This is a genomic window from Couchioplanes azureus (assembly GCF_014648355.1).
GTDB classification, from domain to species: Bacteria; Actinomycetota; Actinomycetes; order Mycobacteriales; family Micromonosporaceae; genus Actinoplanes; species Actinoplanes azureus.
Window position 1 is genome coordinate 143,635 of record NZ_BMQY01000010.1, and the last position, 25,851, is coordinate 169,485.

Annotated in this window: 30 protein-coding genes and 1 riboswitch; of the genes, 15 read left to right on the plus strand and 15 right to left on the minus strand. The window is 71.9% G+C overall.

The window, feature by feature from the left end; genetic code table 11:
• Positions 1-157: 157 nt before the first annotated feature.
• From IEY99_RS28545 to IEY99_RS28565, 5 genes are all read right to left on the minus strand, one after another.
• Complete coding sequence (locus IEY99_RS28545; RefSeq protein ID WP_189207172.1) at positions 158-1,345, minus strand: YihY/virulence factor BrkB family protein; 1,188 nt, start codon at positions 1,343-1,345, stop codon at positions 158-160.
• 148 nt (positions 1,346-1,493) lie between these two features.
• Positions 1,494-3,116, minus strand: a complete 1,623-nt coding sequence (locus tag IEY99_RS28550; RefSeq protein WP_189207173.1) for a tetratricopeptide repeat-containing diguanylate cyclase — start codon at positions 3,114-3,116, stop codon at positions 1,494-1,496.
• Positions 3,117-3,226: 110 nt separating this feature from the next.
• Positions 3,227-4,036 (minus strand): ABC transporter permease, encoded by an 810-nt coding sequence (locus IEY99_RS28555; RefSeq protein ID WP_189207270.1) that lies wholly within the window; start codon positions 4,034-4,036, stop codon positions 3,227-3,229.
• A gap of 78 nt (positions 4,037-4,114) precedes the next feature.
• Positions 4,115-4,867 carry an ABC transporter permease gene (locus IEY99_RS28560; protein ID WP_189207174.1) on the minus strand — a complete coding sequence of 251 codons (753 nt, stop codon included), beginning with the start codon at positions 4,865-4,867 and terminating at the stop codon, positions 4,115-4,117.
• A 1-nt stretch (position 4,868) separates the two neighbouring features.
• Positions 4,869-5,789 (minus strand): ABC transporter ATP-binding protein, encoded by a 921-nt coding sequence (locus IEY99_RS28565; RefSeq protein WP_189207175.1) that lies wholly within the window; start codon positions 5,787-5,789, stop codon positions 4,869-4,871.
• A 122-nt stretch (positions 5,790-5,911) separates the two neighbouring features.
• Here IEY99_RS28565 and IEY99_RS28570 point away from each other — a divergent pair, with 122 nt between their 5' ends.
• Positions 5,912-6,673, plus strand: coding sequence for a hypothetical protein (locus tag IEY99_RS28570; RefSeq protein WP_189207176.1), 762 nt, complete (start codon positions 5,912-5,914; stop codon positions 6,671-6,673).
• Positions 6,674-6,731: 58 nt separating this feature from the next.
• On the opposite strand, the gene IEY99_RS28575 is transcribed toward IEY99_RS28570, so the two are convergent.
• From IEY99_RS28575 to IEY99_RS28590, 4 genes are read right to left on the minus strand one after another with little or no spacing between them, the layout of a single operon-like run.
• Positions 6,732-7,256, minus strand: coding sequence for a hypothetical protein (locus IEY99_RS28575; RefSeq protein WP_189207177.1), 525 nt, complete (start codon positions 7,254-7,256; stop codon positions 6,732-6,734).
• Positions 7,253-9,097, minus strand: a complete 1,845-nt coding sequence (gene dnaG / locus IEY99_RS28580; protein WP_189207178.1) for a DNA primase — start codon at positions 9,095-9,097, stop codon at positions 7,253-7,255. Before dnaG ends, IEY99_RS28575 begins: the two co-directional genes overlap by 4 nt.
• A 19-nt stretch (positions 9,098-9,116) precedes the next feature.
• Positions 9,117-10,334, minus strand: a complete 1,218-nt coding sequence (locus IEY99_RS28585; protein WP_189207179.1) for a deoxyguanosinetriphosphate triphosphohydrolase — start codon at positions 10,332-10,334, stop codon at positions 9,117-9,119.
• A 25-nt stretch (positions 10,335-10,359) separates the two neighbouring features.
• Positions 10,360-10,716 (minus strand): VOC family protein, encoded by a 357-nt coding sequence (locus tag IEY99_RS28590; protein ID WP_189207180.1) that lies wholly within the window; start codon positions 10,714-10,716, stop codon positions 10,360-10,362.
• 143 nt (positions 10,717-10,859) lie between these two features.
• On the opposite strand from IEY99_RS28590, the gene IEY99_RS28595 reads away from it, so the two are divergent.
• The 5 genes from IEY99_RS28595 to IEY99_RS28615 all read left to right on the plus strand — a co-directional run bounded on the left by IEY99_RS28595 (position 10,860) and on the right by IEY99_RS28615 (position 13,901).
• The gene (locus tag IEY99_RS28595) at positions 10,860-11,354 is read left to right on the plus strand and encodes a DUF4388 domain-containing protein (protein WP_189207181.1); all 495 of its coding nucleotides are present in this window, start codon (positions 10,860-10,862) and stop codon (positions 11,352-11,354) included.
• Positions 11,355-11,532: 178 nt separating this feature from the next.
• Positions 11,533-11,913: a roadblock/LC7 domain-containing protein gene (locus IEY99_RS28600; RefSeq protein ID WP_189207182.1), complete on the plus strand. Its 381-nt coding sequence runs from the start codon at positions 11,533-11,535 to the stop codon at positions 11,911-11,913.
• 33 nt (positions 11,914-11,946) lie between these two features.
• Positions 11,947-12,951 (plus strand): MarR family transcriptional regulator, encoded by a 1,005-nt coding sequence (locus IEY99_RS28605; protein WP_189207183.1) that lies wholly within the window; start codon positions 11,947-11,949, stop codon positions 12,949-12,951.
• 49 nt (positions 12,952-13,000) lie between these two features.
• Positions 13,001-13,474 (plus strand): roadblock/LC7 domain-containing protein, encoded by a 474-nt coding sequence (locus IEY99_RS28610; RefSeq protein WP_189207184.1) that lies wholly within the window; start codon positions 13,001-13,003, stop codon positions 13,472-13,474.
• A gap of 55 nt (positions 13,475-13,529) precedes the next feature.
• Entirely contained in the window at positions 13,530-13,901 is a 372-nt protein-coding gene (locus tag IEY99_RS28615) for a hypothetical protein (protein ID WP_189207185.1), read from the plus strand.
• A gap of 75 nt (positions 13,902-13,976) precedes the next feature.
• On the opposite strand, the gene dusB is transcribed toward IEY99_RS28615, so the two are convergent.
• Complete coding sequence (gene dusB / locus IEY99_RS28620) at positions 13,977-15,131, minus strand: tRNA dihydrouridine synthase DusB (RefSeq protein ID WP_189207186.1); 1,155 nt, start codon at positions 15,129-15,131, stop codon at positions 13,977-13,979.
• Positions 15,132-15,237: 106 nt separating this feature from the next.
• Here dusB and IEY99_RS28625 point away from each other — a divergent pair, with 106 nt between their 5' ends.
• Entirely contained in the window at positions 15,238-16,854 is a 1,617-nt protein-coding gene (locus IEY99_RS28625; protein WP_189207187.1) for a hypothetical protein, read from the plus strand.
• Between the two features lie 43 nt (positions 16,855-16,897).
• Here IEY99_RS28625 and IEY99_RS28630 read toward each other — a convergent pair whose 3' ends face one another.
• From IEY99_RS28630 to IEY99_RS28640, 3 genes are read right to left on the minus strand one after another with little or no spacing between them, the layout of a single operon-like run.
• A complete protein-coding gene (locus tag IEY99_RS28630) occupies positions 16,898-18,277 on the minus strand; it encodes a glycine--tRNA ligase (protein WP_189207188.1) in 1,380 nt (459 codons plus the stop codon).
• Between the two features lie 57 nt (positions 18,278-18,334).
• Positions 18,335-18,901 (minus strand): hypothetical protein, encoded by a 567-nt coding sequence (locus tag IEY99_RS28635; RefSeq protein WP_229799332.1) that lies wholly within the window; start codon positions 18,899-18,901, stop codon positions 18,335-18,337.
• 17 nt (positions 18,902-18,918) lie between these two features.
• Positions 18,919-19,260, minus strand: a complete 342-nt coding sequence (locus tag IEY99_RS28640) for an antibiotic biosynthesis monooxygenase family protein (protein ID WP_189207189.1) — start codon at positions 19,258-19,260, stop codon at positions 18,919-18,921.
• 33 nt (positions 19,261-19,293) lie between these two features.
• Between IEY99_RS28640 and IEY99_RS28645 the strand changes: the two genes are divergently transcribed.
• Genes IEY99_RS28645 through IEY99_RS28675 form a run of 7 tightly spaced genes read left to right on the plus strand, consistent with a single transcriptional unit; the run spans position 19,294 to position 23,548 of the window.
• Positions 19,294-19,536 carry a DUF6703 family protein gene (locus tag IEY99_RS28645; RefSeq protein WP_189207190.1) on the plus strand — a complete coding sequence of 81 codons (243 nt, stop codon included), beginning with the start codon at positions 19,294-19,296 and terminating at the stop codon, positions 19,534-19,536.
• 48 nt (positions 19,537-19,584) lie between these two features.
• Positions 19,585-20,535, plus strand: coding sequence for a metal ABC transporter substrate-binding protein (locus IEY99_RS28650; RefSeq protein ID WP_229799333.1), 951 nt, complete (start codon positions 19,585-19,587; stop codon positions 20,533-20,535).
• Positions 20,532-21,311 (plus strand): metal ABC transporter ATP-binding protein, encoded by a 780-nt coding sequence (locus tag IEY99_RS28655; protein WP_189207192.1) that lies wholly within the window; start codon positions 20,532-20,534, stop codon positions 21,309-21,311. Before IEY99_RS28650 ends, IEY99_RS28655 begins: the two co-directional genes overlap by 4 nt.
• 1 nt (position 21,312) lies before the next feature.
• The gene (locus IEY99_RS28660) at positions 21,313-22,194 is read left to right on the plus strand and encodes a metal ABC transporter permease (RefSeq protein WP_189207193.1); all 882 of its coding nucleotides are present in this window, start codon (positions 21,313-21,315) and stop codon (positions 22,192-22,194) included.
• Positions 22,191-22,508: an ArsR/SmtB family transcription factor gene (locus IEY99_RS28665; RefSeq protein ID WP_229799334.1), complete on the plus strand. Its 318-nt coding sequence runs from the start codon at positions 22,191-22,193 to the stop codon at positions 22,506-22,508. The genes IEY99_RS28660 and IEY99_RS28665 overlap by 4 nt, the downstream gene beginning before the upstream one ends.
• On the plus strand, positions 22,505-22,912 hold the full coding sequence (locus IEY99_RS28670) for a Fur family transcriptional regulator (protein ID WP_189207194.1): 408 nt from the start codon (positions 22,505-22,507) through the stop codon (positions 22,910-22,912). Before IEY99_RS28665 ends, IEY99_RS28670 begins: the two co-directional genes overlap by 4 nt.
• Positions 22,913-22,942: 30 nt before the next feature.
• Positions 22,943-23,548 carry a hypothetical protein gene (locus IEY99_RS28675; protein ID WP_229799349.1) on the plus strand — a complete coding sequence of 202 codons (606 nt, stop codon included), beginning with the start codon at positions 22,943-22,945 and terminating at the stop codon, positions 23,546-23,548.
• Here IEY99_RS28675 and IEY99_RS28680 read toward each other — a convergent pair.
• Together IEY99_RS28680 and IEY99_RS28685 are read right to left on the minus strand one after the other, a co-directional pair.
• A complete protein-coding gene (locus tag IEY99_RS28680; protein WP_189207196.1) occupies positions 23,526-24,050 on the minus strand; it encodes a DUF6328 family protein in 525 nt (174 codons plus the stop codon). The genes IEY99_RS28675 and IEY99_RS28680 overlap by 23 nt on opposite strands.
• Before the next feature lie 75 nt (positions 24,051-24,125).
• Entirely contained in the window at positions 24,126-24,941 is an 816-nt protein-coding gene (locus IEY99_RS28685) for an alpha/beta fold hydrolase (RefSeq protein ID WP_189207197.1), read from the minus strand.
• Between the two features lie 138 nt (positions 24,942-25,079).
• A riboswitch (TPP riboswitch) is annotated at positions 25,080-25,187 on the plus strand.
• A 67-nt stretch (positions 25,188-25,254) separates the two neighbouring features.
• Between IEY99_RS28685 and IEY99_RS28690 the strand changes: the two genes are divergently transcribed.
• Positions 25,255-25,848 (plus strand): ECF transporter S component, encoded by a 594-nt coding sequence (locus IEY99_RS28690; protein ID WP_189207198.1) that lies wholly within the window; start codon positions 25,255-25,257, stop codon positions 25,846-25,848.
• Positions 25,849-25,851: the final 3 nt, after the last annotated feature.

The following is a 25,851-nucleotide window of genomic DNA, read 5'->3' on the forward strand; positions in this document are numbered from 1 at the left end:
GCCGATACACCGACGGTGTCACGTCCGTCACACTAGGGCCCTTCCGGCACGGTAGTCCATACCTTCTCGTTGATCACCGTAAACTTTTGTCGCCAGATACAAAAGTGGCGGCCGCGCTCCCGGGAGGGTGCGCGCCCGTCGACGGTGTCGGCGAGGGTCAGGACGTACTCAGGCCCTTCTCGCTGCCCTTCTTCAGCTTGCGGTCGTCGCGCAGCTGCAGGAACGGCTCGTCGTCCGGGGAGTGCCCGGCCGCGATGGCCCGGCCGCGCTCCAGCTCGGCGTCCAGCTCGGCCCCGAGCATGATGGCGATGTTGGAGATCCAGAGCCACACCAGGAAGGCGATGACGCCGCCCAGCGTGCCGTACGTCTTGTTGTAGCTGGCGAAGTTGGCCAGGTACACCGCGAACGCGGCGGAGGCGGCCACCCAGACCAGCACGGCGAAGACGCCGCCGGGGCTCACCCAGCGGAAGCCGCCGGTCTTGGCGTTCGGCGAGGCCCAGTACAGGATCGCGAACATCAGGCTGACGATGACGACCAGGACGGGCCACTTGGCGATGTTCCAGGTGGTGACGGCCGCCTCGCCGAGGCCGATCTTCTCGCCGACGACGCGGGCCAGGTCACCGGTGAAGACGACGATGAAGGCGGAGACGATGAGCATGAGGCCGATGACCGCGGTGACCCCGAGCCGGATCGGGACCGTCTTCCAGACCGGCCGTCCCTCGGGCACGTCGTAGATGGAGTTCGACGCCCGCATGAAGGCGCCGATGTATCCCGAGGCGGACCAGAACGCCGCCACGATACCGACGACCGCGGCGAGCCCCGCCTTGCCCGGGTCCTGCACCTGCGTCAGCACCTGGTTGACCAGACCCTGGATCTGCTCGCTGGGCGCGACCTGCTGCACCGTCTCCTGCACCGTCTGCTGGCCGTCGTTGCTGAGCATGCCCAGGATCGACACGAGCACCAGCGCACCGGGGAAGATCGACAGCACTCCGTAGTAGGTCAGGGCGGCCGCCCAGTCGGTGACGTTGTCCTGGGAGAACTGCTTGAAGGTCCGCTTGAGGGCGCCCAGGACGCCCTTGCCCTTGAGCTGTGCGGGGCTGTCCGGCCCGGCGTCCGGGCTCGGCGCCGAGAGGTCGGCGTCCCGGTCGTCCGCCGTCCGGGAGGTGGCCGCGGCGTCGAGATCGAGCCGCTCGCCGCGAGCGCCGGCCGCGTCCCGCTCGCCGGCGGCCTTCGCCTCCGCGGCGTCGGCGGGGGCGGTCGTGCCGCGGTTCGCCGCCGGGAAGGCGGGGTCGTCGTCGTGGCCGTGCTCGTGCGATGTGTCGCCGGCCTTGCCAAGAAGTCTCATCGCCGGGATACCTCCAGGGCGCTACGCGTCGTCTGCACGCCGCGTTCCGCTCCCGCTCGGCTTACCCGCCGGCCGGGCGATTCGCGACCTGACCTGGAGATGCCCGGGACTCCACCGCTTTAACCACCTTCTTCCCAGCCAGCTCAGCTCACCGGAGGCCGTCGCGGAAGCGGCGCCGCTCCGCGATCGTGACCCCCGGGTCCAGGCAGAGCCGGTCCCGGCCGCCGTTCTTCGCCTCGTAGAGGGCCTCGTCGGCCCGGGCCAGCACCGCGCCCTGGGTGTCCCCGGCCGCGGCCGCGGTGACGCCGATGCTGACCGTGACCGGCAGCTCGCCGGTGAGCGGCCGCCACGGGTGGCCGGCGACCGCCTGGCGCAGATCCTCCAGGAGCAGCGCCGCGCCCGCGACGTCGACGCCCGTGACGACCAGCAGGAACTCCTCGCCGCCGAGGCGGGCGACGAACCCGGACGGGCCGACGTCCGTACGCCCCAGCATGGCCGCCACGGCCGTCAGCACCTGGTCGCCGGTCTCGTGCGAGAGCGTGTCGTTGACGCGTTTGAAGTGGTCGAGGTCCGCCAGGGCCACTGTCACCGGAGAGCCGTCGGCGGTGGCCTTCTCCAGCAGGGCGGGCAGGCGCTCGTCGATGAACCGGCGGTTGTGCAGGCCGGTCAGCGGGTCGCGCCGCGCCTGGTCGCGGAACCACTCCGCCTGGCGGCGCGCCTCGTGGACCTCGAAGAGCGCCTGGCGGTTGCGGGCCTGGGCGTCCCGCTGCGCCGACTGCAGCCGCTTCTCCGCGGTGTGGAACCGGTGCATGGTCGCGTACGCGTGGGCGAAGTCGCCGGCCGCCGCCTCGATCTCCGCCTGCTCCAGCAGGGCCTGGACCTCGTTGAACCGCAGCTGGTGCCGGCCGCAGAGCGCGTGCACCCGGGCGATCGTCTGCTGCGCGTCGTCGAGCTCGCCGCGCAGCCGCTGCACGAAGGCGAGCGTCAGCAGCAGGTCGGCCTCGGCGTCCGCCTCCCGCGCGTTCTCCTCCCGGTACGCCCGCAGCGCCGCGTGCGCCGCCCGCTCGGCCGCGTCGAGGTCACCGAGCAGCGCCTCGACCCGGGCGATGGTGTCCAGCGCGGAGAAGTCCAGCGGCCGGCCGTGCTCCTCGCCGGCGGCCCGCAGGCGTTCCAGGACCCGCCGGGCCATGGGCAGGTTGCCGCGGTCGTACTCGGCGTACGCGTAGTTGTTGAGCGCCATCATCTGCCGGCGGGCGTTGCCGTGCTGCGTCGCCGTCAGGACCGCCTGCTCGTAGCGGTCCCGGGCGGCCGGCATCGAGCCGGTCTCGGCGTACGCGTCGGCCAGCTTGATCAGGCAGGCGATCCGCCCGGAGACCGGGGTGGTGGCGTCGAGGGCGTCGACGCATTGGATCATGTGTTCGAGATTCGCCGCCGGATCGCCCATGGCGCGGTAGAGCCGGGCCAGCACCCGGTGCGCCCGCGACCGCACGCGCGTGCAGCCGCTCACCTGCGCCCACTCCAGCACCTCGACGATCGTCTTCGCCGCGGACGCCAGCTCGCCGCGCCGCTCGACCATGTCGGCCCGCAGCAACCGCGCCCGCCAGCGCAGCTCGTCCTCCCCCGCCTCCTGCGCCGCCTGCTCGATCACCAGGGCGGCCGACTGGGCCTCCGCCACGTCGAAGTCCGCGAGGTCCTCGTACTCGTCCAGGATCTGCGCCATCCGGGCCGGGTCCAGGGGCACGCCGGTGCCCGAGCGCGTCATCATGGCCATGGCGACTCCCGGCTTGCGTCACGCCGCGGTCGGCTCCGCGGCCGGCGGGAGGGTTTGCTCCCGATCTACCGATCGGCCCGGGCCGGGCAAACCTGCGGAGAGTCGGCCGGTCACTTGCAGAGCAGTTTCTCCATCCGGCGCCCGGCGACGGCCAGCCCGAGACCGAGCAGCACCAGCAGGTACGCCACGTCGACCAGCTGGAGCCAGCCCACCGCCCCGGTCGTGATCGCGCGGATCAGGTCGACCGAGCGGTACAGCGGGGTGACCTCCACCAGCCAGCGCAGGATCGAGGGGTACGCCTCGGCCGGCACGAACGTGCCCGAGAAGAGGAAGAGCGCGAACTGGGCCGAGGCGACCAGGTCGAAGTCCTGCCAGCTGCGCATGAACGTGGACAGCGCCATGCCGGTGGCGCCGAAGGCGAAGCCGACCAGCACCGCGCCCGCGAAGCCGGCCAGGGCCCGCCCCGGCGTGGTGAGCTCCATGACCACCATGACCACCAGGAAGGCGGCCGCGTAGATGTTGCCGCGCAGCATCGCCCAGGCCAGCTCGCCCATGGCGATCTCGATGGGGCGCACGGGGGTGGCCAGCATCCCGTCGTACAGCCTCATGAACTTCATCTTCCCGAAGAAGTTGAAGGTGGTCTCCGCCAGCGCCCCGGTCATGGCCGAGGAGGCCAGCATGGCCGGCGCCACGAAGGCGGCGTAGCCGACGACCCGGCCGCCGGGCAGCGTCAGGTCGCCGACGAGGGTGCCGACGCCCACCCCGATCGAGAACAGATAGAGCACCGGCTCGACAAACCCGGACGCCATGACCAGCCAGTACGCGCTGCGCAGCGTCGCGATGTTGCGCTCGACGACGGAACCGGAACGACGGCCGGCGCCCTCGAAGGAGACGAGTCGCGGCAGGACCAGGGTGACCACGGTGAACCCCCTCAGCGCATCGGGAACGGTCGGCACGGCATCTCAGACCACCGGCCGGCGGCCGGTCGGCACGGCATCTCAGACCACCAGCCGGCGGCCGAACTGGCGCAGGGCGAGCAACCAGCCCACCGCCGCCCACAGCGCCAGGTAGAGCAGGTGGCCGAGGACGGGCCAGTCCGGTGCGGTGCCCAGGGTCGCCGCGCGGCTGAGATCGACGCCGTGCCAGAGCGGCAGCGCGTACGCGATCCAGCGCAAGGGCTCCGGCAGCGACTCGACCGGGAAGAACACGCCGGAGAACAGCGACATCGGGACGACGCCGAGCCGGAACAGGATGGCCAGGTAGCTGTCGCTGCGGATCGTCGACGCGTAGGCGAAGGTCGGGGTGGACACCGACAGGCCGACCAGCGCGGCGATCGGCAACGTGGCCAAGGCCCACCAGGAGTGCATGGTCCCGAAGACCGCGGCGATCACCAGGAAGGCGGCACAGCTGGTCAGCGTGCGGAAGACGATGAAGAGCAGGTGACCGTCGAGGATGTCCACGACCCGCAAGGGCGTCGCCGCCTGGCCGAAGTAGGTGCGCTGCCACTCGAAGCCGCCCAGCACGGGCCACGTCGAGTCGCCGATCGCGATCTGCATGGCGGTGGAGGCGATGAGTCCGGGAACCATCCAGTCGAGATAGGGCACTCCCTCGACGCCACCGGTGACGTACGCCCCGACCCCCACGCCGAAGCCGAGCATGGTCAGCAGGGGCAGCACGAACGACGAGAGCACGCTCGAACGCCAGATCCGGCGGTAGCTGACGAGGTGATACTCCAGGACGTGCCAGGTCATGTCAGTCCACCAGCGTCCGTCCGGTGAGGTGCAGGAACACGTCCTCGAGGCTGCTGCGGCGCACCAGGACGCTGGCCGGGCTCAGGGCGCGGCGCTGGACCTCGGCGACCGCCTCGTCGCCGTCGCCGACGTAGAGCAGGATGCGGTCCGGCAGGATCTCCAGGCGCTCGCCGACGCCGGCGAGCTTGCCGGCGAAGGCGTCCTGGGACTCCACGGTGAAGCGCAGCTCGACCACCTCGCGCGTGGAATACCGCTCGATCAGGGCGCGGGGCGAGCCCTCGGCCACGATACGCCCGCCGTCCATCACCACGAGCCGGTCGCAGAGCTGCTCGGCCTCGTCCATGTAGTGGGTGGTCAGCACCAGGGTCACGCCCTGCTGCTTGAGCCGGAACAGGCGCTCCCAGACCAGGTGCCGGGCCTGCGGGTCGAGGCCGGTGGTGGGCTCGTCGAGCAGCACGATGTCGGGCTCGTTGACCAGCGCGCGGGCGATGGTGAGCCGCCGTTTCATGCCGCCGGAGAGCGGCTCGACCTTGCTGTCGGCGCGCTCGCTCAGCTGCACGAAGTCGAGCAGCTCGTCGGCGCGCCGGCGGGCCACCCTGCGGGGGATGCCGAAGAAGCGGGCATAGGTGGTGAGGTTCTCCCGGACCGTGAGCTCGAGATCGAGGTTGTCGAGCTGGGGGCAGACGCCGAGGCGGGCGCGGATCGCCGGCCCGTCGCGCAGCGGGTCCTTGTCGAGGATGCGCAGGACGCCGCCGGTCGGCGGGGAGACGCAGCCGATCATGCGCATGGTGGAGCTCTTGCCCGCGCCGTTGGGACCCAGGAAGCCGAACGCCTCCCCGCGCGCCACGTCGACGTCGATGCCGTCGACGGCGGTGAAGTCGCCGAAGCGTTTGACCAGCCCGCGGGCGTGAATGAGGCTCACCCGAGCGACCTTAGTGAAAGGGTCCGACAAAACCGCGCGTTTGCTGAGCCGGCCTTGCGACCGGCTTGAGGTTGCCCGCCGATCCCTCCACCTGTCATGAAGAAGCGGGAAGGAACCTCGAAGTGAAGTTGACGCGTACGATCGCAGCCCTGAGCCTCAGCCTGCTCGGCTCCCTCGCCGTCCCGCTCTCCGCGTCGGCCGCCGTGGCCCCGCCCGCGCCCGAAGTGCCGCCCACGCCGGTCGGCGTGCACCAGGGCCGCGCGTACATGAGCCCGATGGAGACCGAGATCCGCTGGGCGTCGATGCCGCGCGCCACCAGCTACGACGTCACCGTCACCGACGGCACCACGAGCAACACCTACTCCGTGCCGAGCTCGGCCTACTACCTGGCCCAGGGCTACAAGGCCTTCGCCTTCCGGGTACCGACGCCGGACAAGTGCTCCACCTACAAGATCAGCCTCGCGGCGCGCAACGAGTCGGGCGTCAGCAAGCCGGTCCTCATGACGGAGAAGACGCTGGCCCCGACGATCGTGACCAAGGCTTCCGCCACCCGGGGCTCCGCGCCCACCATCGGCAAGTTCACCATGTCGGCGCCGCACTGGCGGGGCTACCTGGGCGACCCGGTCCGCGGTACGGCCTGGCCCGACGACCCGGTGAACGCGACCGGAACGCTGAACGTCAAGCTGGAGCTGGTCCGGATGGTGGACAACAAGGTCGTCCAGACCGCCAACTGGGCCGTCGGCAAGTGGTACACCGGCGTCCGGACGCAGAACTTCTTCGGTCTCGAGGCCAAGCGCGCCTACGTGCTGAAGGTCACCACCGCCAACGGCTGGGGCAGCTGCTCGCGCCAGGTGGGCAAGATCCTGCTCCCGCGCCTGCCGTGACGTCCGCCCGGCCCCGCGACCGATCAGGTTGCGGGGCCGGTCACGTCATGGGGGCCGGTCAGGCCGGCGGCGCGGTCGCTTCCTGCGCCGACGCGACGAGCTGGTCGGTGGCCTCGATGATCGGGTCGGCCTCGACCGCGGTCCTGGCGTCGTACCGGACCGACCAGGTCAGCCCGTCGACACCGCTGATCCGCCGCCCGACGACCCGGACGCCGCCGTTCGGCGGCAGCGGGTGGTGCGACGTGTACGCGACCGAGCGCGTCACCCGGGTGCGCACCTGGTCGGGCAGCTCCCCCGGCTCCAGCAGCAGGAAACCGACCACCGGGGCGTCCACGTGCACCGTGTAGCCGTTGCGTTCCTGGGCCACCTCGGCGGGGGTGATCCGCAGCTCGCGCCCGGACCACGCGGCCTTGTGGATCTCGTGCCAGCCGAGCCGGCGGCCGTCGGGCAGCCACAGGCCGCGGTTGGTGGCGACGAGGACGCCGTCGCCCTCGGTGGCGGCCCACGCGAGGACGCGCTCCTCGCTCTCCAGCGGGGGCCGCTTGTCGAGCGGGAGCTTCGGGACGCGGCGGAAGAGTCTCACAATGCACCTGCTGCCTGGTCACGGAGTGCGCGGGCGTGCTGTTCCAGCGAGAAAAGCTCCCCGGCGAGCGCCAGGTACTCGTCCTTGTGCGCCACCGGGTTGAGGCGCTGCACCTTCGACTTGAGGTCCTTGATCCGGGTGGTCACCGAGCCGACCTGCAGGCGGGCCAGGGTGATCTGCACGTAGCGCAGGTCGGCCTCCCCGTCGACCAGCAGCGGTTCGACCGACAGCTCGCCGACCAGCGCCTTGGCGCCCAGGTCCTGGCAGGCGTCGCGGACCGCCTCGATCCACACCGCGCCGCCGGTGGCCGAGGCGGTGCCGCCGGCCGCCGCGACGGCCGCGCGGATGTCGCGCAGGACCGGGTCGCCGTACGCGTCCACCTCGATCGCGTCGAACATCGGCCCGGCCAGCACCGGCTGCTGCAGGGCCAGCTTCAGCGTCTCCCGCTCGACCTGGCGCTGGGGGCTGTCGGCGGCGCGGCGCTGGGCCACCACCGGGGCCTCCGGCGCGTGCGCGGCGGCCACCGCCCGCTGCACGGGCTCCAGGTCCATGCCCAGGTCGCCGGCGAGCTTGCGGGCGTACTCGGGGCGCTTCTCCCGGTCCTTGATCTTGGCGACCAGCGGCGCGGCCCGGCGCATCGCCTCGACCCGGCCCTCGACGGTGTCCAGGTCGAAGCGGGCCAGGGTCTGGCGCAGGGCGAAGTCCACGAGCGGCTCCCGCCCGGCGATCATGTCCCGGACGGCGAGGTCGCCCTTGGCCAGGCGCAGTTCGCAGGGGTCCATGTTGTCCGGGCTGACCGCGATGAAGGTACGCCCGACGAACCGCTGGTCCTCCTCGAACGCCCGCAGCGCCGCCTTCTGCCCGGCCGCGTCCCCGTCGAAGGTGTAGATGATCTCGCCGGTGAAGCTGTCGCTGTCCATCAGCAGCCGGCGCAGCACGCCGATGTGGTCGACGCCGAAGGCCGTGCCACAGGTCGCGACCGCGGTCGGCTCCCCCGCCTCGTGGCAGGCCATGACGTCGGTGTACCCCTCGACGATGACCGCGCGGCCGCGCTTGGCGATCTCGCGCTTGGCGAAGTCGATGCCGTAGAGCACGTGGGACTTCTTGTAGAGCGGCGACTCGGGGGTGTTGAGGTACTTCGGGCCGTCGTCGTCGTCGAAGAGCTTGCGCGCACCGAAGCCGATGACGTCGCCGCTCAGGTCGCGGATGGGCCAGAGCAGGCGGCGGCGGAAGCGGTCGATGAGCGAGCCTGAGCGGGCCGGCTTGGCCAGGCCGCCCGTGGTCAGCTCCTCGGCGGTGAAGCCCTTCTGGCGCAGGTGCTTGGTGAGCAGGTCCCAGCCCTCGGGGGCGTAGCCGCAGCCGTACCTCTCGGCGGCGTCCCGGCCGAAGCCGCGCTGGGCGAGGAACTCGCGGGCCTTGCGCGCGCCCGCCTTGCCGAGCTGGTCGCGGTAGAACTCGGCGGCTGCCGCGTGGGCGGCGATCAGGCGCTGCTTCTGACCGGGCTGCTGCCGGGGCGTGCCGGGCCGCTCGTCCGGGGCGTCGTAGCGCAGCTGGATGCCGGCCCGGCCGGCGAGGCGCTCGAGCGACTCGACGAAGGTGAGGTGCTCGGCGTCCATGAGGAACTTGATGGCGTCCCCGCCCGCCCCGCACCCGTGGCAGAAGTAGACGTTCCGGGCGGGCGACACGGTGAACGAGGGGGTCTTCTCGTCGTGGAACGGGCAGAGACCCTTGAGGTTGCCGCCGCCCGCGGAGCGCAGCGTCACCGTCTCGCTGATCACGTCCGCGATCGAGGTGCGGTCGCGGACCAGCGCGATGTCCTCGTCCTTGACCCTGCCCGCCACGGCTACATACTGCCTCGCGTCACCGGCGGCCCGCCAAGAGGGTCCGGTGCCAGGCGACCGCCGCGGGATCGGTCAGCGACGCGACCTGGTCGACCACCACCCGCAGGCGCGCGGCGTCGTCCGCGGCGGCCTTCCACTCCTGCGCGAACATCGGGTCGAGGTGGTCGGGAGCGCGGTGGCAGAGGAGATCGACCAGGGACGTCAGGATGGCGCGCTGCTCCTCGTACCAGTCCTCCGCGGCGCGGGCGCGCATCACGTAGCGCAGTGCCATGCCCTTCAGGAGCGCGCATTGGTTACGCACCGTACGCGGCACGATCAGGTCGGCGTCGTAGCGGCGGACCCGTCCGGGCCCGTGCCTGCTGTTCGTGGCCCCGACCGCCGACGAGACGAACCGGCCGGTCAGGACGCTGGTCATCCGCTTGAGCGCGACCTGGGCGGCGTACGTGCCGTCGTAGCCGGCGGCGGCCTGCACCACACCGTCGGAGAGCAGCAGGTCGAGAGCCTCCCCGAGCGCCTCCGGGGTCTCGTCGGAGTAGGTGGCGGCGACGTCGGCGCACAGCTCGGCCCGCTCGTCGGCGTCGTCGAGCAGCGGCCGCAGCGACAGGTAGCCGCCGTGCACCCCGTCCTCGACGTCGTGCACGGAGTAGGCGACGTCGTCGGCCCAGTCCATGACCTGCGCTTCGAGGCAGCGGCGCTCGCCGTCGGGCGCGGTCGAGCGGATCCAGGCGAACACCGGCATGTCGTCGGCGTACACCCCGAACTTGCGGCTTCCCGGCCGCCGGGGCCAGGGATATTTGCAGCTCGCGTCGAGCGAGGCGCGGGTGAGGTTGAGGCCGGCGCCCTCGACCTTGGCCTCGAGGCGGGTGAGGACCCGCAGCGTCTGGGCGTTGCCCTCGAAGCCGCCGCACGGCTGCGCCACGGCGTCCAGCGCGGCCTCGCCGTTGTGCCCGAACGGCGGGTGGCCGAGGTCGTGCGCCAGCCCGGCCACGTCCACGACGTCCGGGTCGCAGCCCAGCCGCGCGCCCATCTCGCGGGAGATCTGGGCGACCTCCAGGGAGTGCGTCAGGCGCGTACGCAGGAAGTCGTCGGACCCGGCCGTGTGCACCTGGGTCTTGGCCGCCAGGCGCCGGAAGCCCGCGGAGTGCAGCACCCGGGCCCGGTCGCGCTCGAACTGGGTGCGGCCGTAGCCGCTGTCCTTGGCGGGTTCGCTCGCCCACCGCTCGGCGTCGCCCGTCATGGCTCAACCCTAAGGCCGCGGTCGATCACTCGGACTGCTTCGCGGCGAGCACACAGAACTCGTTGCCCTCCGGGTCCGCGAGCACGACCCAGCTCTCGTCCTGCTGGCCGATGTCGATGGCCCGGGCGCCCATGTCGACCAGGCGCTCCACCTCGGCCTCCTGGTCGTCCGGGCGCAGGTCGAGATGGAGCCGGTTCTTCACCGTCTTGGCGTCCGGGTTGGTGCCGAACAGCAGGCCGGGCAGCGTGTCCGGGGTACGCCGGATCTCCACCTCGTCGGGCGCCTCACGCACGATGACGTAGCCGAGCGCCTCCGCCCACCAGCGCGCGAGCCGCGCCGGGTCCTCGGCGTCGACGACGATCTGTTCCCAGGTGCTGGCCATTGGACACCCTCCACGAAACGCCATCGAAAGTGACGATCATGTCACGCGGGGACGGCGGCCGCAGCACGGATCGAAACAACGCACTCGTCGTGCGACATCCTCCGGCCAGGCGCCCGACACTGGCCGAAAGGAGGAGCGACATCGTGATTTCGCTGAGTCATCGCCTCGCCGCCCTGGCCGAGGCCGGGCGCACCGGGGCCCTGCACATCGGCGGTACGCCGGGGGGCACCGTCTATCTCGTCGCCGGGCGCATCACCCACGCCGAGTCGCCGGCCTGCCCCGGCATCGGCGAGCGACTGATCGCGTCCGGCCGCCTCTCGGCGGTGCAGTGGCGGGCCGCGTACGACGCGGGGCACCGCGCCCGGCAGGTCGGCCGGGTGCTGCTGCGCGACGGCCACCTCGGCCACCACGAACTGGCCTGCCGAGTCGTGGCGACCATCACCGCCGTCACCCACGTGCTGCTGCAGGCGGACGACGCGCCGATGCTGTTCGTGGCCGGCGAACGGCACTGGTTCGGCACGATCGCCGAGGTGGACCTCGATCTCGGACCGCAGGCGGCACGGCGGCTGCTGGCCCGGCCGCTACCCCGGGGCGCCCGGTCGGTGCGGTGCCGGCGGCGTTCGCCGGTGCCCGGATGACCATCGACGACCATGACGCACACGGGGTGCGACTCGCGATCTCAGCGTGGCCGCAGGATGGCCCATTGTGACGGCGGGACGTACGCCATCCCGCCGGAGCAAAAAATCCGGAAACACCCGACACCGCCGGCAGCGGGGACCGGCCGCCGGCGGGAGCATCACTCGGCTGAGGAGAGATGTGCCCGGGGTCGAAAACTGTCTGCAGGAGGCCATGGCGATCCCCGGCGCGATCGGCGCCAGCATCGTCGACTACACCACCGGCTTCCCGGTCGCCACGACCGGAGCCGCACCCAACGAGGACCACGAGGCCGCGGCGGCCGGCACTGCCGACGTCGTCCAGGCCGCGCAGAGCCGGGCGCTGTTCGTCTCGGCCGTACCGCACGACCTGCTCGAGGACCTCATCATCACGACCGCGGGGGGCTACCACCTGCTGCGGCTCGTCCAGACCGACTTCGACAGCCGGCTCGTGCTCTACGTGTGGCTCGACCGGATCCACGGCAACCTCGCCGTGGCCCGGCGGCGCATGCAGACGCTGGCCGACGAGTTGATCGCGACGTAAGGGATGACAACCCTGCGCAGTGAGGAGTTCACGGTGAAGCCCCCGAAGTCCGCGGCGCCCGGCCGCCTGCTCACGCAGGTCGCGGGCGAGCGGCGGACCGGCGCCCTGATCGTCGGCGGCACGCCGGGCGGCACGATCCACCTCGACGAGGGCCTGGTGACGTACGCCGAGTCGGCCGCCGCCCCGGGCGTCGGCGAGTTGCTCACCGCGTCCGGGCGGCTGGCGGCCCGGACCTGGCAGGCGGCCCTCGACGCCGGATCGCCCCGCTCCTCGGTCGGGCGGACGCTGCTCGACCAGGGCCACATCACCCAGGGCGAGCTGGAGCTGTGCGTGCTGGGGGCGACGTACGACGCCGCGTACTTCGCGCTCTCCCCCGCCTCGGCGCCGGTCGACTTCGTGGACGGCGTCAAACACTGGCTGGGCGACCTGGTCCGCGTGGACCCGGCCGCGCTCAACCGGGAGTCGCGCCGCCGCGTCCGGCTGCTGGACGAGATCTTCCCCTACCCCCAGCTCGACACGGAGGTGGTCATCCCGGTGACCCGTCCGCCCCGCGAGCGGATCACGCTGACGGCGGCGCAGTGGGAGCTGCTGGTGCACGCGGACGGCCAGCGCACCCCGGCCGACCTGGCCCAGCTGCTCGGCCGGGCCGGCTACGCGACCATCCAGGAGCTGCGCCGGCTCGCCGCGGCCGGCCTGATCGAGCTGCCCACGCCCCGGGACGCCACCGGCGCCCCCGCGTTCGTCCGCCTGCCGCGCGCCCGGGGAACGGCGGTGGACGTGCACCGGCCGGCGCCGCCCGGGCCGGCCGTACCCGCCGCCACCGCGGCCCGGCCCGGCCTGGCCTCCGGCGACCCTCCCGCGCGCGAGCCCGACCCGGCCACGGCGAACGGCACCGCCTACCGCCCGCCCCGGCTGGCCCGGCGCAAACCGGGTGCCAAGCTGCCGAAGGAGATCGCCGCCGAACCGGCGTCCATCCATCCCGGCACGGACGAGGTCCTGCTCAAACGCATCCGCACCGCCCTGAAAGCGCTGCGGTGACGCGCGCCCCTCCCGCCGCCCGGCGGTCGACACAAAGGAGAAACCGCGGATGACGGTGGACCCGGCGGTACTGAAGGAACTCGGCAACCTCCGCAACAGGCTGCCGGAGCTGTGCGGGAGCGTTCTCGCCACCGCCGACGGCATGGTGGTGGCCCACGACGCCCACGGCATCGAACCCGACAGTCTCGCCGCCCTGGCCGCCGCTCATCTCGCCCTTGCCCGGCGCTTCGCGCACGCCGTGAACCACGGCGAGTTGCGCGAGTCGGTGGTGGAGTGCGACGGCGGATACATCACCTCGTACACCGCGGGACCGAACGCCCTGCTGACCCTCGTCACGTCCGGGGGCGCGAACCTCGCCCTGGTCCATCTCGAGGCGCGCCGAGCCGTACGCCGGCTCATGAAGCTGCTGGTCCTGGAGCCCGCCGCCCCCCGGCCGGAGATCCCGATGCAGGCGGGGCCGCCGACGCCGCTCGCCCGGCGGACACCGATGGCGACGCTGCAGAACACGATCCGAGGCCGCTGAGGTCTTACCCGCAACACCCCTACCCACCATCGCGAACGAAGACGGAGGAACAGAAATGCCCAGTATGGAAACCGCACTCAAAGAGGTCATGGACATCGACGGCGCCATCGGCGTCGCGCTGGTCGACCACACGAGCGGCATGGCCCTCGGCACGGCCGGCGGCGGCAAGGATCTCGACCTGACGGTCGCCGCGGCCGGCAACACGGACGTGGTCCGGGCCAAGCTCCGGGCGATGGAGATGCTCAACCTCACCGAGAAGATCGAGGACATCCTCATCACCCTGGACACCCAGTACCACATGATCCGGCCGCTGACGAGCCGGTCGGGCAAGGGCCTGTTCCTGTACGTCGCCCTGCGCCGCGACCGCGCCAACCTGGCGATGGCCCGCCACCAGCTCAAGCGCATCGAGAACGACCTCGACGTCTGAGCGAGGCGCACGGCCACGGCGGGGAGGGCACCTGGCGCCCTCCCCGCCGGCGTCGTGTCCGCCGACCGCCCGGACCTAGCCGCCGCTGTTGTCCATCTCCGCGCCCTCCGGCACGGTGTCGTCGTCGCGGCTGTCCAGCCAGCCGTACGGCAGCGACACCTTGCCCGGCGCGTTGACCCGGCCGCGGGGCTGGCCCAGCGACTCGCGCGGGAACGGCGCGTCCGCGTCGAGCTTGCCGAGCAGGTCGTCGAGCTGGGCCAGCGACGACACCATGGACAGGCTGCGGCGCAGGTCGCCGCCGACCGGGAAGCCCTTGAGATACCAGGCGATGTGCTTGCGGAAGTCGGCGCAGCCGTGCTTCTCGTCCTCGAGCGCCTCGACCAGCAGGTGCGCGTGCCGGGACATGACGGCGGCGACCTCGCCCAGGGTCGGCAGCTCCTGGGACCGGACCCCGTCGAAGGCGGCGTGCAGGTCCTTGAAGAGCCAGGGCCGGCCGAGGCAGCCGCGGCCGACCACCACGCCGTCGACGCCGGTGTGGGCGACCATCCGCATCGCGTCGTCGGCCTCCCAGATGTCGCCGTTGCCCAGCACCGGCACGTCGAGGGCCTGCTTGAGGGTGGCGATGGCGTCCCAGTCGGCCGTGCCCGAGTAGCGCTGCTCGGCGGTGCGGGCGTGCAGGGCGACGGCCGCGACGCCGGCCTCCTGGGCGATCAGCCCGGCCTCGACGTACGTCAGGTGGTCGTCGTCGATGCCCTTGCGCATCTTGACCGTGACCGGGATGCCGGCCGGCGCCGCCGCGCGCACCGCCTGGGTGACGATGCGGCCGAAGAGCCTGCGCCGCCACGGCAGGGCGCTGCCGCCGCCGCGCCGGGTGACCTTGGGCACCGGGCAGCCGAAGTTGAGGTCGATGTGGTCGGCGAGGTTCTCCTCGGCGACCATGCGGGCGGCCGCCGCGGTCACGTCCGGGTCGACGCCGTAGAGCTGCAGGCTACGGAAGCCCTCGTCCGGCGCGAACTGGATCATCTTGAGCGTCTTGGGGATCCGCTCGACCAGCGCCCGGGTGGTGATCATCTCGCAGACGTACACGCCGCCGCCCTGTTCCCGGCAGAGCCGCCGGAACGCGACATTCGTGATGCCGGCCATCGGCGCCAGCACGACGGGCGGCCACACCTGATGATTTCCCAGCGTCAGGGCCTTGGCGGAGGGTGCGAGAGTCACGTCGTCGAGCATGGCACAGCCCTTTCCCGGCGGGAAAACCGGAAAGATCTACGGATCCGGTTCGGCGCGCCGATCGCAGACGGAGCTTGCCCGTCTCCAGAGCCAGGACTCCGCCTTCATGATCACTCGCGCACCGCGCTCCGCCGCGTCGCTGCTGTCCGCCGCAATCCTCGCCACCGGTGCACTGAGCGGGGCCGCCCTCGCCCCCGCGCCCGCCTACGCCGCCGGTGTGGCCACCGCCGTCCCGCTCAGGTTCGTCCTGCCGACCGTGGACAAGGCGACGGACGTGCTGGCCGTCGGCGGCAACGTCTGGGTGGCCGCGGGCAACGGCGTTCTCATCGCCTCGCCGTCCGGCACGGTCGGGGCGCCGGTGAACGGGCTGCTCGGAGCGAAGGCGCTCACGCTGAGCCCGGACGGGCAGAGCGTCTACGTCTCCGCGTCCACCGGCTCGAAGATCTTCCAGCTCTCCACGTCCGGTGCGGTCCTGGGCTCTTGGACGGCCCAGAACTGCCCGGGCGAGTCGGCCGTCGCCGGCGGGGCGCTCTACTACGTGTACGGCTGCGCCGGAGCGACCGCCGGCATCGCCCGGCTGGACCTCTCCACGCACGAGGACAAGAGCGTGCTGACCAAGAACCTCATCGGCATGACGGCCGCCGGTGAGACGCTGGTCACGTACACCACCGGGGGCCAGTTGACGTCCTTCGCGATCGGCGCCGACGGAGGCCTGACCGAGCAGGCCGACAAGTTCACCAGCACCACCTACGACGCGGCGCTCTCGCCCGACGGCACCCAGCTGATCACCACGGACTACGGCAACGGCTACGGCGTGGCCCGCTACGACAGCGCGACGCTGACACCGGCCGGCACCTTCGAGACCGGGGCGTACCCGAACGCCGTCGCCTGGTCCCCGGACGGCACCAAGTTCGCCGGGATCCTGGACGCCAGTTACGAGACGTCGCCGGTGCACGTCTTCTCCGCGCAGGACGGCGCGGTGCTCACCCGCGCGACCAACGCCGGCACCACGACCTACCAGAGCCTGGCGCACGAGGCGTCCTGGTCCGCGGACGGTCGGTACATCTACTCGCTGGCGCAGGGCTACACCGGCAACCCGTCGCTCGTGGTGACGCCCGCCGCCGGCCAGGCCAAGGCCCCGGTCACCGTCGCCGTCAAGGCGGCCTCCGCCTACGGCAGGAACCTCACGGTCACCGTGCGCACGACGAACCGCCCCGGTGCCCGGGTGACCGTGACCGTGACCCAGAACGGCACGGCCACCAAGAAGAGCCTCACGACCGACAAGAGCGGCGTCGCCACCTTGTCGCTCGCGGCGAGGGCCAGTGGCACCGTCACCGCGCGCACCGCGGGTGACCTGTCCTATCTGGCCGCGTCGGCGACGGCGAGGTTCAGCACGCCGTCCGTGGTGACCGCCAAGCTGACCGGTCAGGCGAGGACGAGGAGCGGTGTGGCCCAGTACACGTCGTACTCGAAGGTCCGGCTGAACATCCAGACCCTGCCGAAACACCGCGGCAAGGTGACCATCTCCCTTCAGCACCGCAGCGGCGGCACCTGGAAGACCGATCAGAAGGGCACCGTGCTCACCGCCACCGACGGCACGGTGCAGATCCTGCTGACGGGGGGCCGCAAGAAGGTGACCTTCCGCTTCGTGGTCAAGGCCGTCGCCGACTCGGTCGCCGGAGCCTCCCCCACCGTGATCTCGCAGTCCCTCATCGTCAACTGAGCCGTGGCGCCGCCCGCGAGCGGGCGGCGCCACGTCCTTCGCGTCAGCAGCCGGGCAGGCGCTTGATCAGGTAGTCCTCGATGGCGTCGAGGGAGACGCGCTCCTGCTTCATGGTGTCGCGGTCGCGGACGGTCACCGCGTCGTCGGTGAGGGTGTCGAAGTCGACCGTGACGCAGAACGGGGTGCCGATCTCGTCCTGGCGGCGGTAGCGCCGGCCGATGGCCTGGGAGTCGTCGAACTCGACCATCCAGCGCCGGCGCAGCAGCTCGGCGAGGCCGCGGGCCTTGGGCGAGAGCTCCGGGTTGCGCGACAGCGGCAGGACCGCCACCTTGATCGGGGCCAGCCGCGGGTCGAAGCGCATCACCGTGCGCTTGTCGACGCCGCCCTTGGTGTTGGGCGCCTCGTCCTCGTCGTACGCCTCCAGCAGGAAGGCCAGCACCGCGCGGGTGAGGCCGGCCGCCGGCTCGATGACGTACGGCACCCAGCGCTCCTGCTTCTCCTGGTCGAAGTACGACAGGTCGACGCCGGAGTGCTTCGAGTGCGTGGCGAGGTCGAAGTCGGTGCGGTTGGCGATGCCCTCGAGCTCGGCGAACTCGGTGCCGCCGAACTTGAAGCGGTACTCGATGTCGACCGTGCGCTTCGAGTAGTGCGAGAGCTTCTCCTTGGGGTGCTCGAAGAAGCGCAGGTTGCTCTCGCTGAGGCCGAGGTCGCGGTACCAGTTCCAGCGCTGTTCGAGCCAGTACTCGTGCCACTTCTCGTCGGTGCCGGGCTCGACGAAGAACTCCATCTCCATCTGCTCGAACTCGCGCGTACGGAAGATGAAGTTGCCCGGGGTGATCTCGTTGCGGAACGACTTGCCGACCTGCGCGATGCCGAACGGCGGCTTCTTGCGCGCGGCGGTCGCCACGTTGTTGTAGTTGACGAAGATGCCCTGGGCGGTCTCGGGGCGCAGGTAGTGCAGGCCCTCGGCGCTCTCGGTCGGGCCGAGGTAGGTCTTCATCAGGCCGTTGAACATCTTCGGCTCGGTGAAGGTGCCCTTGTTGCCGCAGTTGGGGCAGTTCAGCTCGCTCAGCGAGGCGGGCGCGGAGCCGTGCTTGGCCTCGTACGCCTCCTCGAGGTGGTCGGCGCGGAACCGCTTGTGGCACGACTGGCACTCGGTCAGCGGGTCGACGAACGCGTCGAGGTGGCCGGAGGCGGCCCACACGTCACGGGCGAGGATGACGGCGGAGTCGAGGCCGACGATGTCGTCGCGCTGCTGGACCATCGTGCGCCACCACTGCTGGCGGACGTTCTCCTTGAGCGCCACGCCGAGCGGACCGTAGTCCCAGGCCGAGCGGGTGCCTCCGTAGATCTCGCTGGAGGGGAAGACGAAGCCGCGGCGCTTGGCCAGGCTGACGACGGCGTCGATACGGTCGACAGGCATGTTCCTCCTACGCCGGCTGGTTGTCGGCGGGGACGTGTGGCGGACAAAATGAGGAGATTACCCCTCGATACTGCACACCTCGAAACCGCCCGTCCGGGGGTTCTGCGCCAGGTACGCCTCCAGCCGGTCGGTGGAGCCGTCGGCGTAGGTGACCTCGACGGGCGCGGACAGCCGGACGGGGTTGAGGTCACCGACGTCGTAGTCGGTGATCGGCTCCCGGGAGGTGGCCTCGCTGGTGAACTCCGCCTCGGTCGTGCTGTCCTTGGCGTCCTGGCACAGCATGTCGTAGGCGCTGTGCCAGCGCCGCTCGCGCAGCGCGTCGAGGTAGTCGCTGACCACGACGTCGGCCTGCTCGTTGAGCGCGCGGGTGGCCACGGTGGTGAGCCCGACGGTGGCGGCCGCGCCGCCGCCGAGGACCAGCACCAGCGCCCCGACGCCGAGGCCCACTCCGAGGCCGACCCGCCGGCCACGGCCCTCGACCGGCGGCGCCGGGAAGGGCGGCACGACTCCCGGCCCGGGCGGCGGCCCGGGCGCCTCGATCCCGCCCGGTCCCGCAGGGGCCGGCGCCGGTGCCGAGACGGCCGGCCCGGGGAAGGCGGGCGCGGAGTCACCGAGGGTGGTCATGCGAGCAAGCCTACGGCTCAGCGCCAGGGTTCGGCGGCGCGGTCGCTGGCGCTGGCGACGACGCCGGCCCCGGGCTCGGCCGCGGCGAGCGTCTCGAACGCCGACGGCTCGTCGAGCGACTCGGACAGCAGCGGTGTGGCGTGCACCTTGACGTCGAATCTGCCCAGCGCCCGGCGGTACGCTCCGACGGACTCCCATTCGGTGACCAGGGTCCAGTAGGCGGGGTCGTCCAGCGCGCGGGTGAGCCGTCCGGAGGTGTATCCGGTGCTCGCCGCGAGGGCGGCGAGGGCGGCGTGCGCCCGTTCGACGAACGGGTCCTGCAGGTCGGCGGGGACGACGAAGCGGTTGAGCACCAGCATGACGTGAGCGTACGCACCAGGAAGGAACCCGACGTGACCGTGTTGCGCAGGCTGGCCGGCGTGAACCCGACGACCGCGTTCGTCGCCGCCCTGGTGGTGCTGCTCGCGGGCCTGTTCCTGCCGGGCATCGTGGGTGCGGCGGTGCTGGTCGTGCTGGGCGCCGCGCTGGCCACGCTGACCTTCACGACGTGGCCGGTGCAGCCGCCCGCGCTGCGCACCGTACGGGTGATTCTGCTGGCCCTGCTCTTCGTGGCGGCGGTGGCCAAGGCGCTCTGACCCATGCGCTTTTGACAATCATTACCATTATCGCGCATGGTAGGTGCTATGCCGCTCCGCCGATTCCTCGCCGTGTCCGCCGCCGCGCTGCTCCTCGGCGCGACCAGCGCCTGCGGACAGGAGGCGAACGGATCGAGCGGCGGGCGGCTCGATGTGGTGACGGCGTTCTATCCGCTGAAGTTCCTGGCCGAGCGCGTCGGCGGCGACGCCGTGCGGGTCAGCCAGCTCACCAAGCCCGGTGCCGAGCCGCACGACGTGGAGCTCACCGTCCGCCAGGTCGCCGAGATTAGCGACGCCGCCCTGGTGGTCTATCTGCGGGGTTTCCAGCCGGCCGTGGACCAGGCCGTGGCGCAGCGGTCGAAGCGGGGGTTCGACGCGGGTGAGGAGGTCGAGCTGCTCCCGGCCGGCGAGCACGACCACGAAGCCGGCGAGGAGCACCAGGAGGGTGCCGGGCACGAGGGTGACGAGCACGCCGAGGGCGGCACCGATCCGCACGTCTGGCTCGATCCCGCGCGCTACGCGGCCATCGCCGACGCGCTCGCCGTACGGCTCGGCACGATCGATCCCGAGCGCGCCGCGGCCTACACCGAGCGCGCCCGTACCCTGCACGCCGAGCTGGACGCGCTGAACGGCGAGTACGCCGCCAAGCTGAAGACGTGCGCGCGCCGCGAGTTCGTGACCAGCCACACCGCATTCCACTACCTCGCCGACCGGTACTCCCTGAAGGAGATCGGCATCACCGGCATCACCCCCGAGACCGAGCCCTCCCCGCAGCGCCTGGCGGAGGTCGCCGAGCGCGCGAAGGCCACCGGTGCCACGACGATCTTCTTCGAGACGCTGGTCAGCCCCAAGGTCGCCGAGACCGTGGCGCGCGAGGCCGGGGTCGGGACCGCCGTCCTCGACCCCATCGAGGGTGTCGACGAGAGCCGGGCGGACTATTTTTCCGTCATGCGCGCCAACCTGACCGCCCTCGCCACAGCGCTGGGCTGCTCGTCGTGAGCGTCGTCGCCGTCCGGCACGCCGCGGTCGCGTACGTCGGCCGTCCCGTCCTGCACGACGTCTCCCTCGACGTCGCCCACGGCCAGGTCGTCGCGATCCTCGGCGCCAACGGCTCGGGCAAGTCGACGCTGATCCGTACGGTCCTCGGCCTGGTGCCGCTGGCCGGTGGCGAGATCGAGCTGTTCGGCACCCCGCAGCGCCGCTTCCGGGCGTGGGCGCGGATCGGCTACGTGCCGCAACGGATGGGTGCCGGCAGCGGCGTGCCCGCCACGGTCGGCGAGGTCGTGGCCTCCGGGCGGCTGGCCCGGCGCGGCATCTTCCGGCCCGCCCGCGCCGCCGACCGGGCCGCGGTCCGCGCGGCGTTGGAGGACGTGGGCCTGCTGGAGCGGATCGGCGACCCGGTCGCCACCCTCTCCGGCGGCCAGCAGCAGCGCACGCTGATCGCCCGGGCCCTCGCCGGGCGCCCCGACCTGCTCGTCCTCGACGAGCCGACGGCCGGGGTCGACGCGGCGAGCCAGGAGGCGTTCGCGGACGCCCTGCGCCGCTTCGGCGAGCGCGGCGGCACGGTGCTGCTCGTCGCGCACGAGCTGGGCCCGCTGGAGCCGCTGATCGACAGGGCCGTCGTCGTGCACGACGGGCGGATCGCCTACGAGGGACGGGTCCCGGAGCCTGCCGGGCACCACGCGCATCCCGGTCACGATCACGTCCACCCGCACGCGGACCCCGAGGACTCCGGAATCTGCGTGGCACCCACGGATCGGATGCCGGCGAACTGAGATGAACCTCCTGCTGCACGACCTCGTCCTCCTGCCGCTGGCCGGCGCGCTGGTCATCGGACTGACCGCGCCCGCGCTCGGCATCTACCTGGTGCAGCGCCGGCTGTCGCTGATCGGCGACGGCATCGGCCACGTGGCGCTGACCGGCGTCGGCGTCGGCTTGCTGCTGGATCACCACCCGGTCGTCACCGCGGTCGTGGTGGCCGTGCTCGGGGCCGTCGCCGTCGAGCTGGTCCGCGAGCGTGGGCGCACCTCCGGCGACCTGGCCCTGGCCCTGCTCTTCTACGGCGGCATCGCCGGCGGGGTGGTGCTGGTCGGGCTCTCCGAGGACAGCAGCAACGCCAACCTCATGCAGTATCTGTTCGGCTCGCTGACCACCACGTCCGGGCCGGAGCTGACGGTGATCGCGATTCTCGGCGCCGCCGTGCTGCTCACCACGCTGGGGCTGCGCCCGGCGCTGTTCGCGGTCTGCAACGACGAGGAGTACGCGCGGGTCTCCGGCCTGCCCGTCCGTACGCTCAACCTGGTGCTCGCCGTGACCACCGCCGTGACCGTCACGATCGCCATGCGCACCGTCGGCCTGCTGCTGGTCAGCGCCCTGATGGTGGTGCCGGTGGCGGCGGCCCAGCAGGTCACCCGGGGCTTCCGCACCACGATGGCGACGGCCATGACCATCGGCGTCGTCGCCGCCGCGACCGGCGTGCTGGCCTCGGTGCAGCTGGACACGGCACCGGGCGCGACCATCGTCATCGTGGCCATCGCCATCTTCGTCGCGCTGACCGCCGCGGGCGGCGCCTGGCGGACGCTGCGCAGGATGCCCGCGCAAAGACGGGCCGAGCATGCCGAACCGCCGGACGTCGTGCTCGGCGCCGGGGCCCGGTGAGCAACCCCGCCGTGGCCGGGCAGTCCGCGGCGTACGAGGCGTTCGAGGCGGCCGCCGAGCTGCTGCGGGCGCTGTCCACGCCGATCCGGGTGGCGATCGTCGCCGAGCTGGGCGGCGGCGAGCGGTGCGTGCACGAGCTGGTCGAGAAGCTGGGTGTGTCGCAGCCGCTGGTTTCCCAGCATCTGCGGGTGCTGCGGGGCGCGGGGGTGGTCCGGGGTGCCCGCCGCGGACGCGAGATCGCATACTCACTCGTGGACGAACACGTCGCGCACATCGTCGCCGATGCGGTGAGCCACGCGAGGGAGGGAACATGACGGACGACGGGACCATTGTTCGCAACACCCGGCAGCGCGCGGCGGTCCGTGAGCTCCTCGCGGACTGCGAGGGCTTCCACAGCGCCCAGGACCTGCACGCCATCCTGCGCGACCGGGGCGAGCGGGTGGGACTGACCACCGTCTACCGCACGCTGCAGGGCCTCGCCGACGCGGGCGAGATCGACGTGATGCGCCCGCCCGGCGGCGAGCACCTCTACCGCCGGTGCAGCGAGGGCCACCATCACCATCTGGTCTGCCGCTCCTGCGGGCGTACGGTCGAGGTCGAGGGCCCGGCGGTGGAGACCTGGGCCGACAAGGTCGCCGGTCAGCACGGCTTCGTCGACGTCTCGCACACCATGGAGATCTTCGGCAGGTGTCCGGAGTGCGCGGCCAAGCGAAGCTAGCCGGTCCGTGGGAGGCTGGCGCGCGTGAAGATGTACGCCGACCGGCTGCCCACCGCCGTCCGCCAGCTCCTCACCGACATCCTGGTCGTGCTCTGGGTCTACTGCTGGATCCGGGCCGGCCTCTGGGCGCACGACATGGTGGAGAGACTCGCCGTGCCCGGGCGCAAACTGCAGGAGGCCGGCACCGCCATCGCGGGCAACCTCGGCGACATCGGCGGCAAGGTCGGTCGGGTCCCGCTCGTGGGTGACGAGCTGACCTCACCCTTCTCCGGCGCGGCGGACGCGGCCGGCGGTCTGGCCGAGGCCGGCCGCCAGCAACAGGAGATCGTCGGCGACCTCGCGCTGACCGTCGCGCTGCTGATCGTCGCGGTCCCGCTGGCGCTGGTGCTCTTCGGCTGGTTGCCGCTGCGGCTGCGCTGGATGCGCCGCGCCGGGGTGGCCGCCCGGGTCCGCGACGAGCCGGCCGGCCGGGAGCTGCTGGCGCTGCGGGCGCTCGCCGGCCGTCCCCTCGGCGAGCTGACGAAGCTCGGCCCGGACATCGCCCGGTCCTGGCGCACCGGCGACGCCGCCGCCGTCGACGCGCTGGCCGCGCTGGAGCTGCGCGGGCTCGGGCTCAGGAGCGCGCGGCCGCGTTAGGCTCCGCGGCGTCCCGCGCGAACTCCTCGTCCTCCTGCTCGGCGTCCTCGTCGAGCCAGGTGCGCTTGGCGAACGGGATGGCCGCCCAGAACGTCAGGAAGTAGGCGGCGGCGACCGCGGTGAGCACGATGGCGACCCAGAAGTTCAGCAGGTAGTCGGTGATGAGCAGGATGCTGCTGACCATCGAGATCAGCATGAAGGCCAGGCCGCCGGTCGCCATGCGGTGCGAGTACCGGACCAGCTCCGGCTTGCGGCCCTGCCGGAACAGGGCCCGGTGGAAGGCGACCGGCGAGATGATCATCGCGGTGGCGAACGCCGCCGTGATGAGCGCGACCAGGTAGGTGTCCTTCTGGAACTCGGTCACCCGGGGGAAGCCGTTGCTGAACGGCAGCGTCAGCAGGAACGCGAAGAGGATCTGCACACCGGTCTGGGCGACGCGCAGCTCCTGCAGGAGATCCGCGAAATTCCGGTCCCAGCGCTGCTTTTCCGACTCGTGTTTCATCCGCGGCTTCTCGGCGGCCATCCGGGCGACTCCTGTTCGTCAACTGGCGCACCGCATGCCCGCTCGGCGAGAACGTCAAACACCGATGCGTGCGAGGGCCACCTCGGCGAGCGCCTGCGGTGCCTCCTCCGGCACCCAGTGGCCGATGCCCCGCAGGACGACCAGGCGGTAGTCCGCCTCCACCCAGGTGCGCGTCGCGGACGCGGCGGCCCGGCCCACGACGGGGTCACCGTCGCTCCAGACGTACGTCGTCGGCACGGTGACCTTGCCGACGTCGGCCAGCTCGCCGCGGGAGAGCGCCCGGTACCAGTTCAGCGCCCCGGTGAGCCGGCCCGGCTCGGCCATCGCCCCGGCGTACATCGCGGCGCGCGGACCGATGTCGCGCATCATCCCCTTCAGCACGGCGCCGTCGCGCGCCAGCAGCAGCCGCTCGGCGACCCGCGACTGGAAGACCTTCATGTAGGCGAACCGCAGCCGCTGCGACGGCTGGTTCTGCAACGCCACGGCGATGCCGCGCGGGTGCGGGACCGAGATCGCGGTCAGCGTACGGATCCGCCCGGGATGCCGGGCGGCCAGCGCCCACGCCACCTGTGCACCCCAGTCGTGGCCGATGACGTCCACCTGCTTCAGGCCGAGCGCGTCGAGCACCGCCACCGCGTCGGCCTCCGCCTCCCGCAGCCGGTAGTCGGCGACCGCGGCGGGACGCGCCCCCGGCGAGTACCCGCGCTGATCCAGGGCGTACGTCCGCAGCCCGGCACCGTGCAGCCGCGGCAGGATCAGGTCGAACTCCCGGTGATCCTGCGGAAAGCCGTGCAGCAGGAGCACCGGCCGGCCGTCCTCGGGCCCGGAAACCGCCACGTCGAAGGTCAGACCTCGGGCTTTGATCTCCACGGGACCCCTCCTATGCTGTTGGCTCCCCACCAGGGGTGTTAGCGTCATCGAAACACATGCCATATGAAGCTTGTTCGCGACGGCGAGGACGTAGTGCATCGCTCACGCGAGGCAAGCGTCAAGGTGGTCGCGAACGAACTTCACCGACAGGGGAGCGCGCGGCGCTGAGAGTGCGGGACACCCTTCCGCAGACCCTCGAACCTGATCTGGGTAATGCCAGCGCAGGGAGCTCGGTCTTCTCCAGCCGCGCCATGTCCGGAAAGCTCCGGGTGTGGCGTGCGTCTCCTCCCGGTGGTCGCTGGGAGGCATATACATGAGCAACAACACCAACGCATACCGCTGGCGCACGATCGACATCGTGATCGCCTCGGTCATCGCCGTCGCGTTCGGCGTCATCTTCTGGGCCTGGGGCCACCTCTGGACCGTCACCGAGGGCGCGTTCGCCTTCTTCCCCCCGGCGCAGGCCGTGCTCTACGGCATCTGGCTGATGCCCGCCGTACTGGCCGCGCTGATCATCCGCAAGCCGGGCGCGGCGCTCTACGCCGAGACGGTGGCGGCGGTCATCTCCGCGCTGCTCGGCGAGAAGTGGGGCGCGATGGTCATCCCCCAGGGCCTGGTCCAGGGCCTCGGCGCGGAGCTCGCCTTCGCGATGCTGTTCTACCGGTCGTGGAAGCTGCCCGCCGCCCTGCTGTCCGGGGCCCTCGCCGGTCTCGGCGCCGCCCTCTTCGACTTCTTCGCCTGGAACAGCGCCTACGACCTCTGGGACTTCCGGATCCCGTACGCGCTGTTCACCGTCGCCAGCAGCACGCTGATCGCGGGCGCCGGCAGCTGGGCGCTGACCCGGGCGCTCGCACCGACCGGCGTCCTCGACCGCTTCGCGGCGGGCCGGGACCGGGCGCTGGTCTGAGCG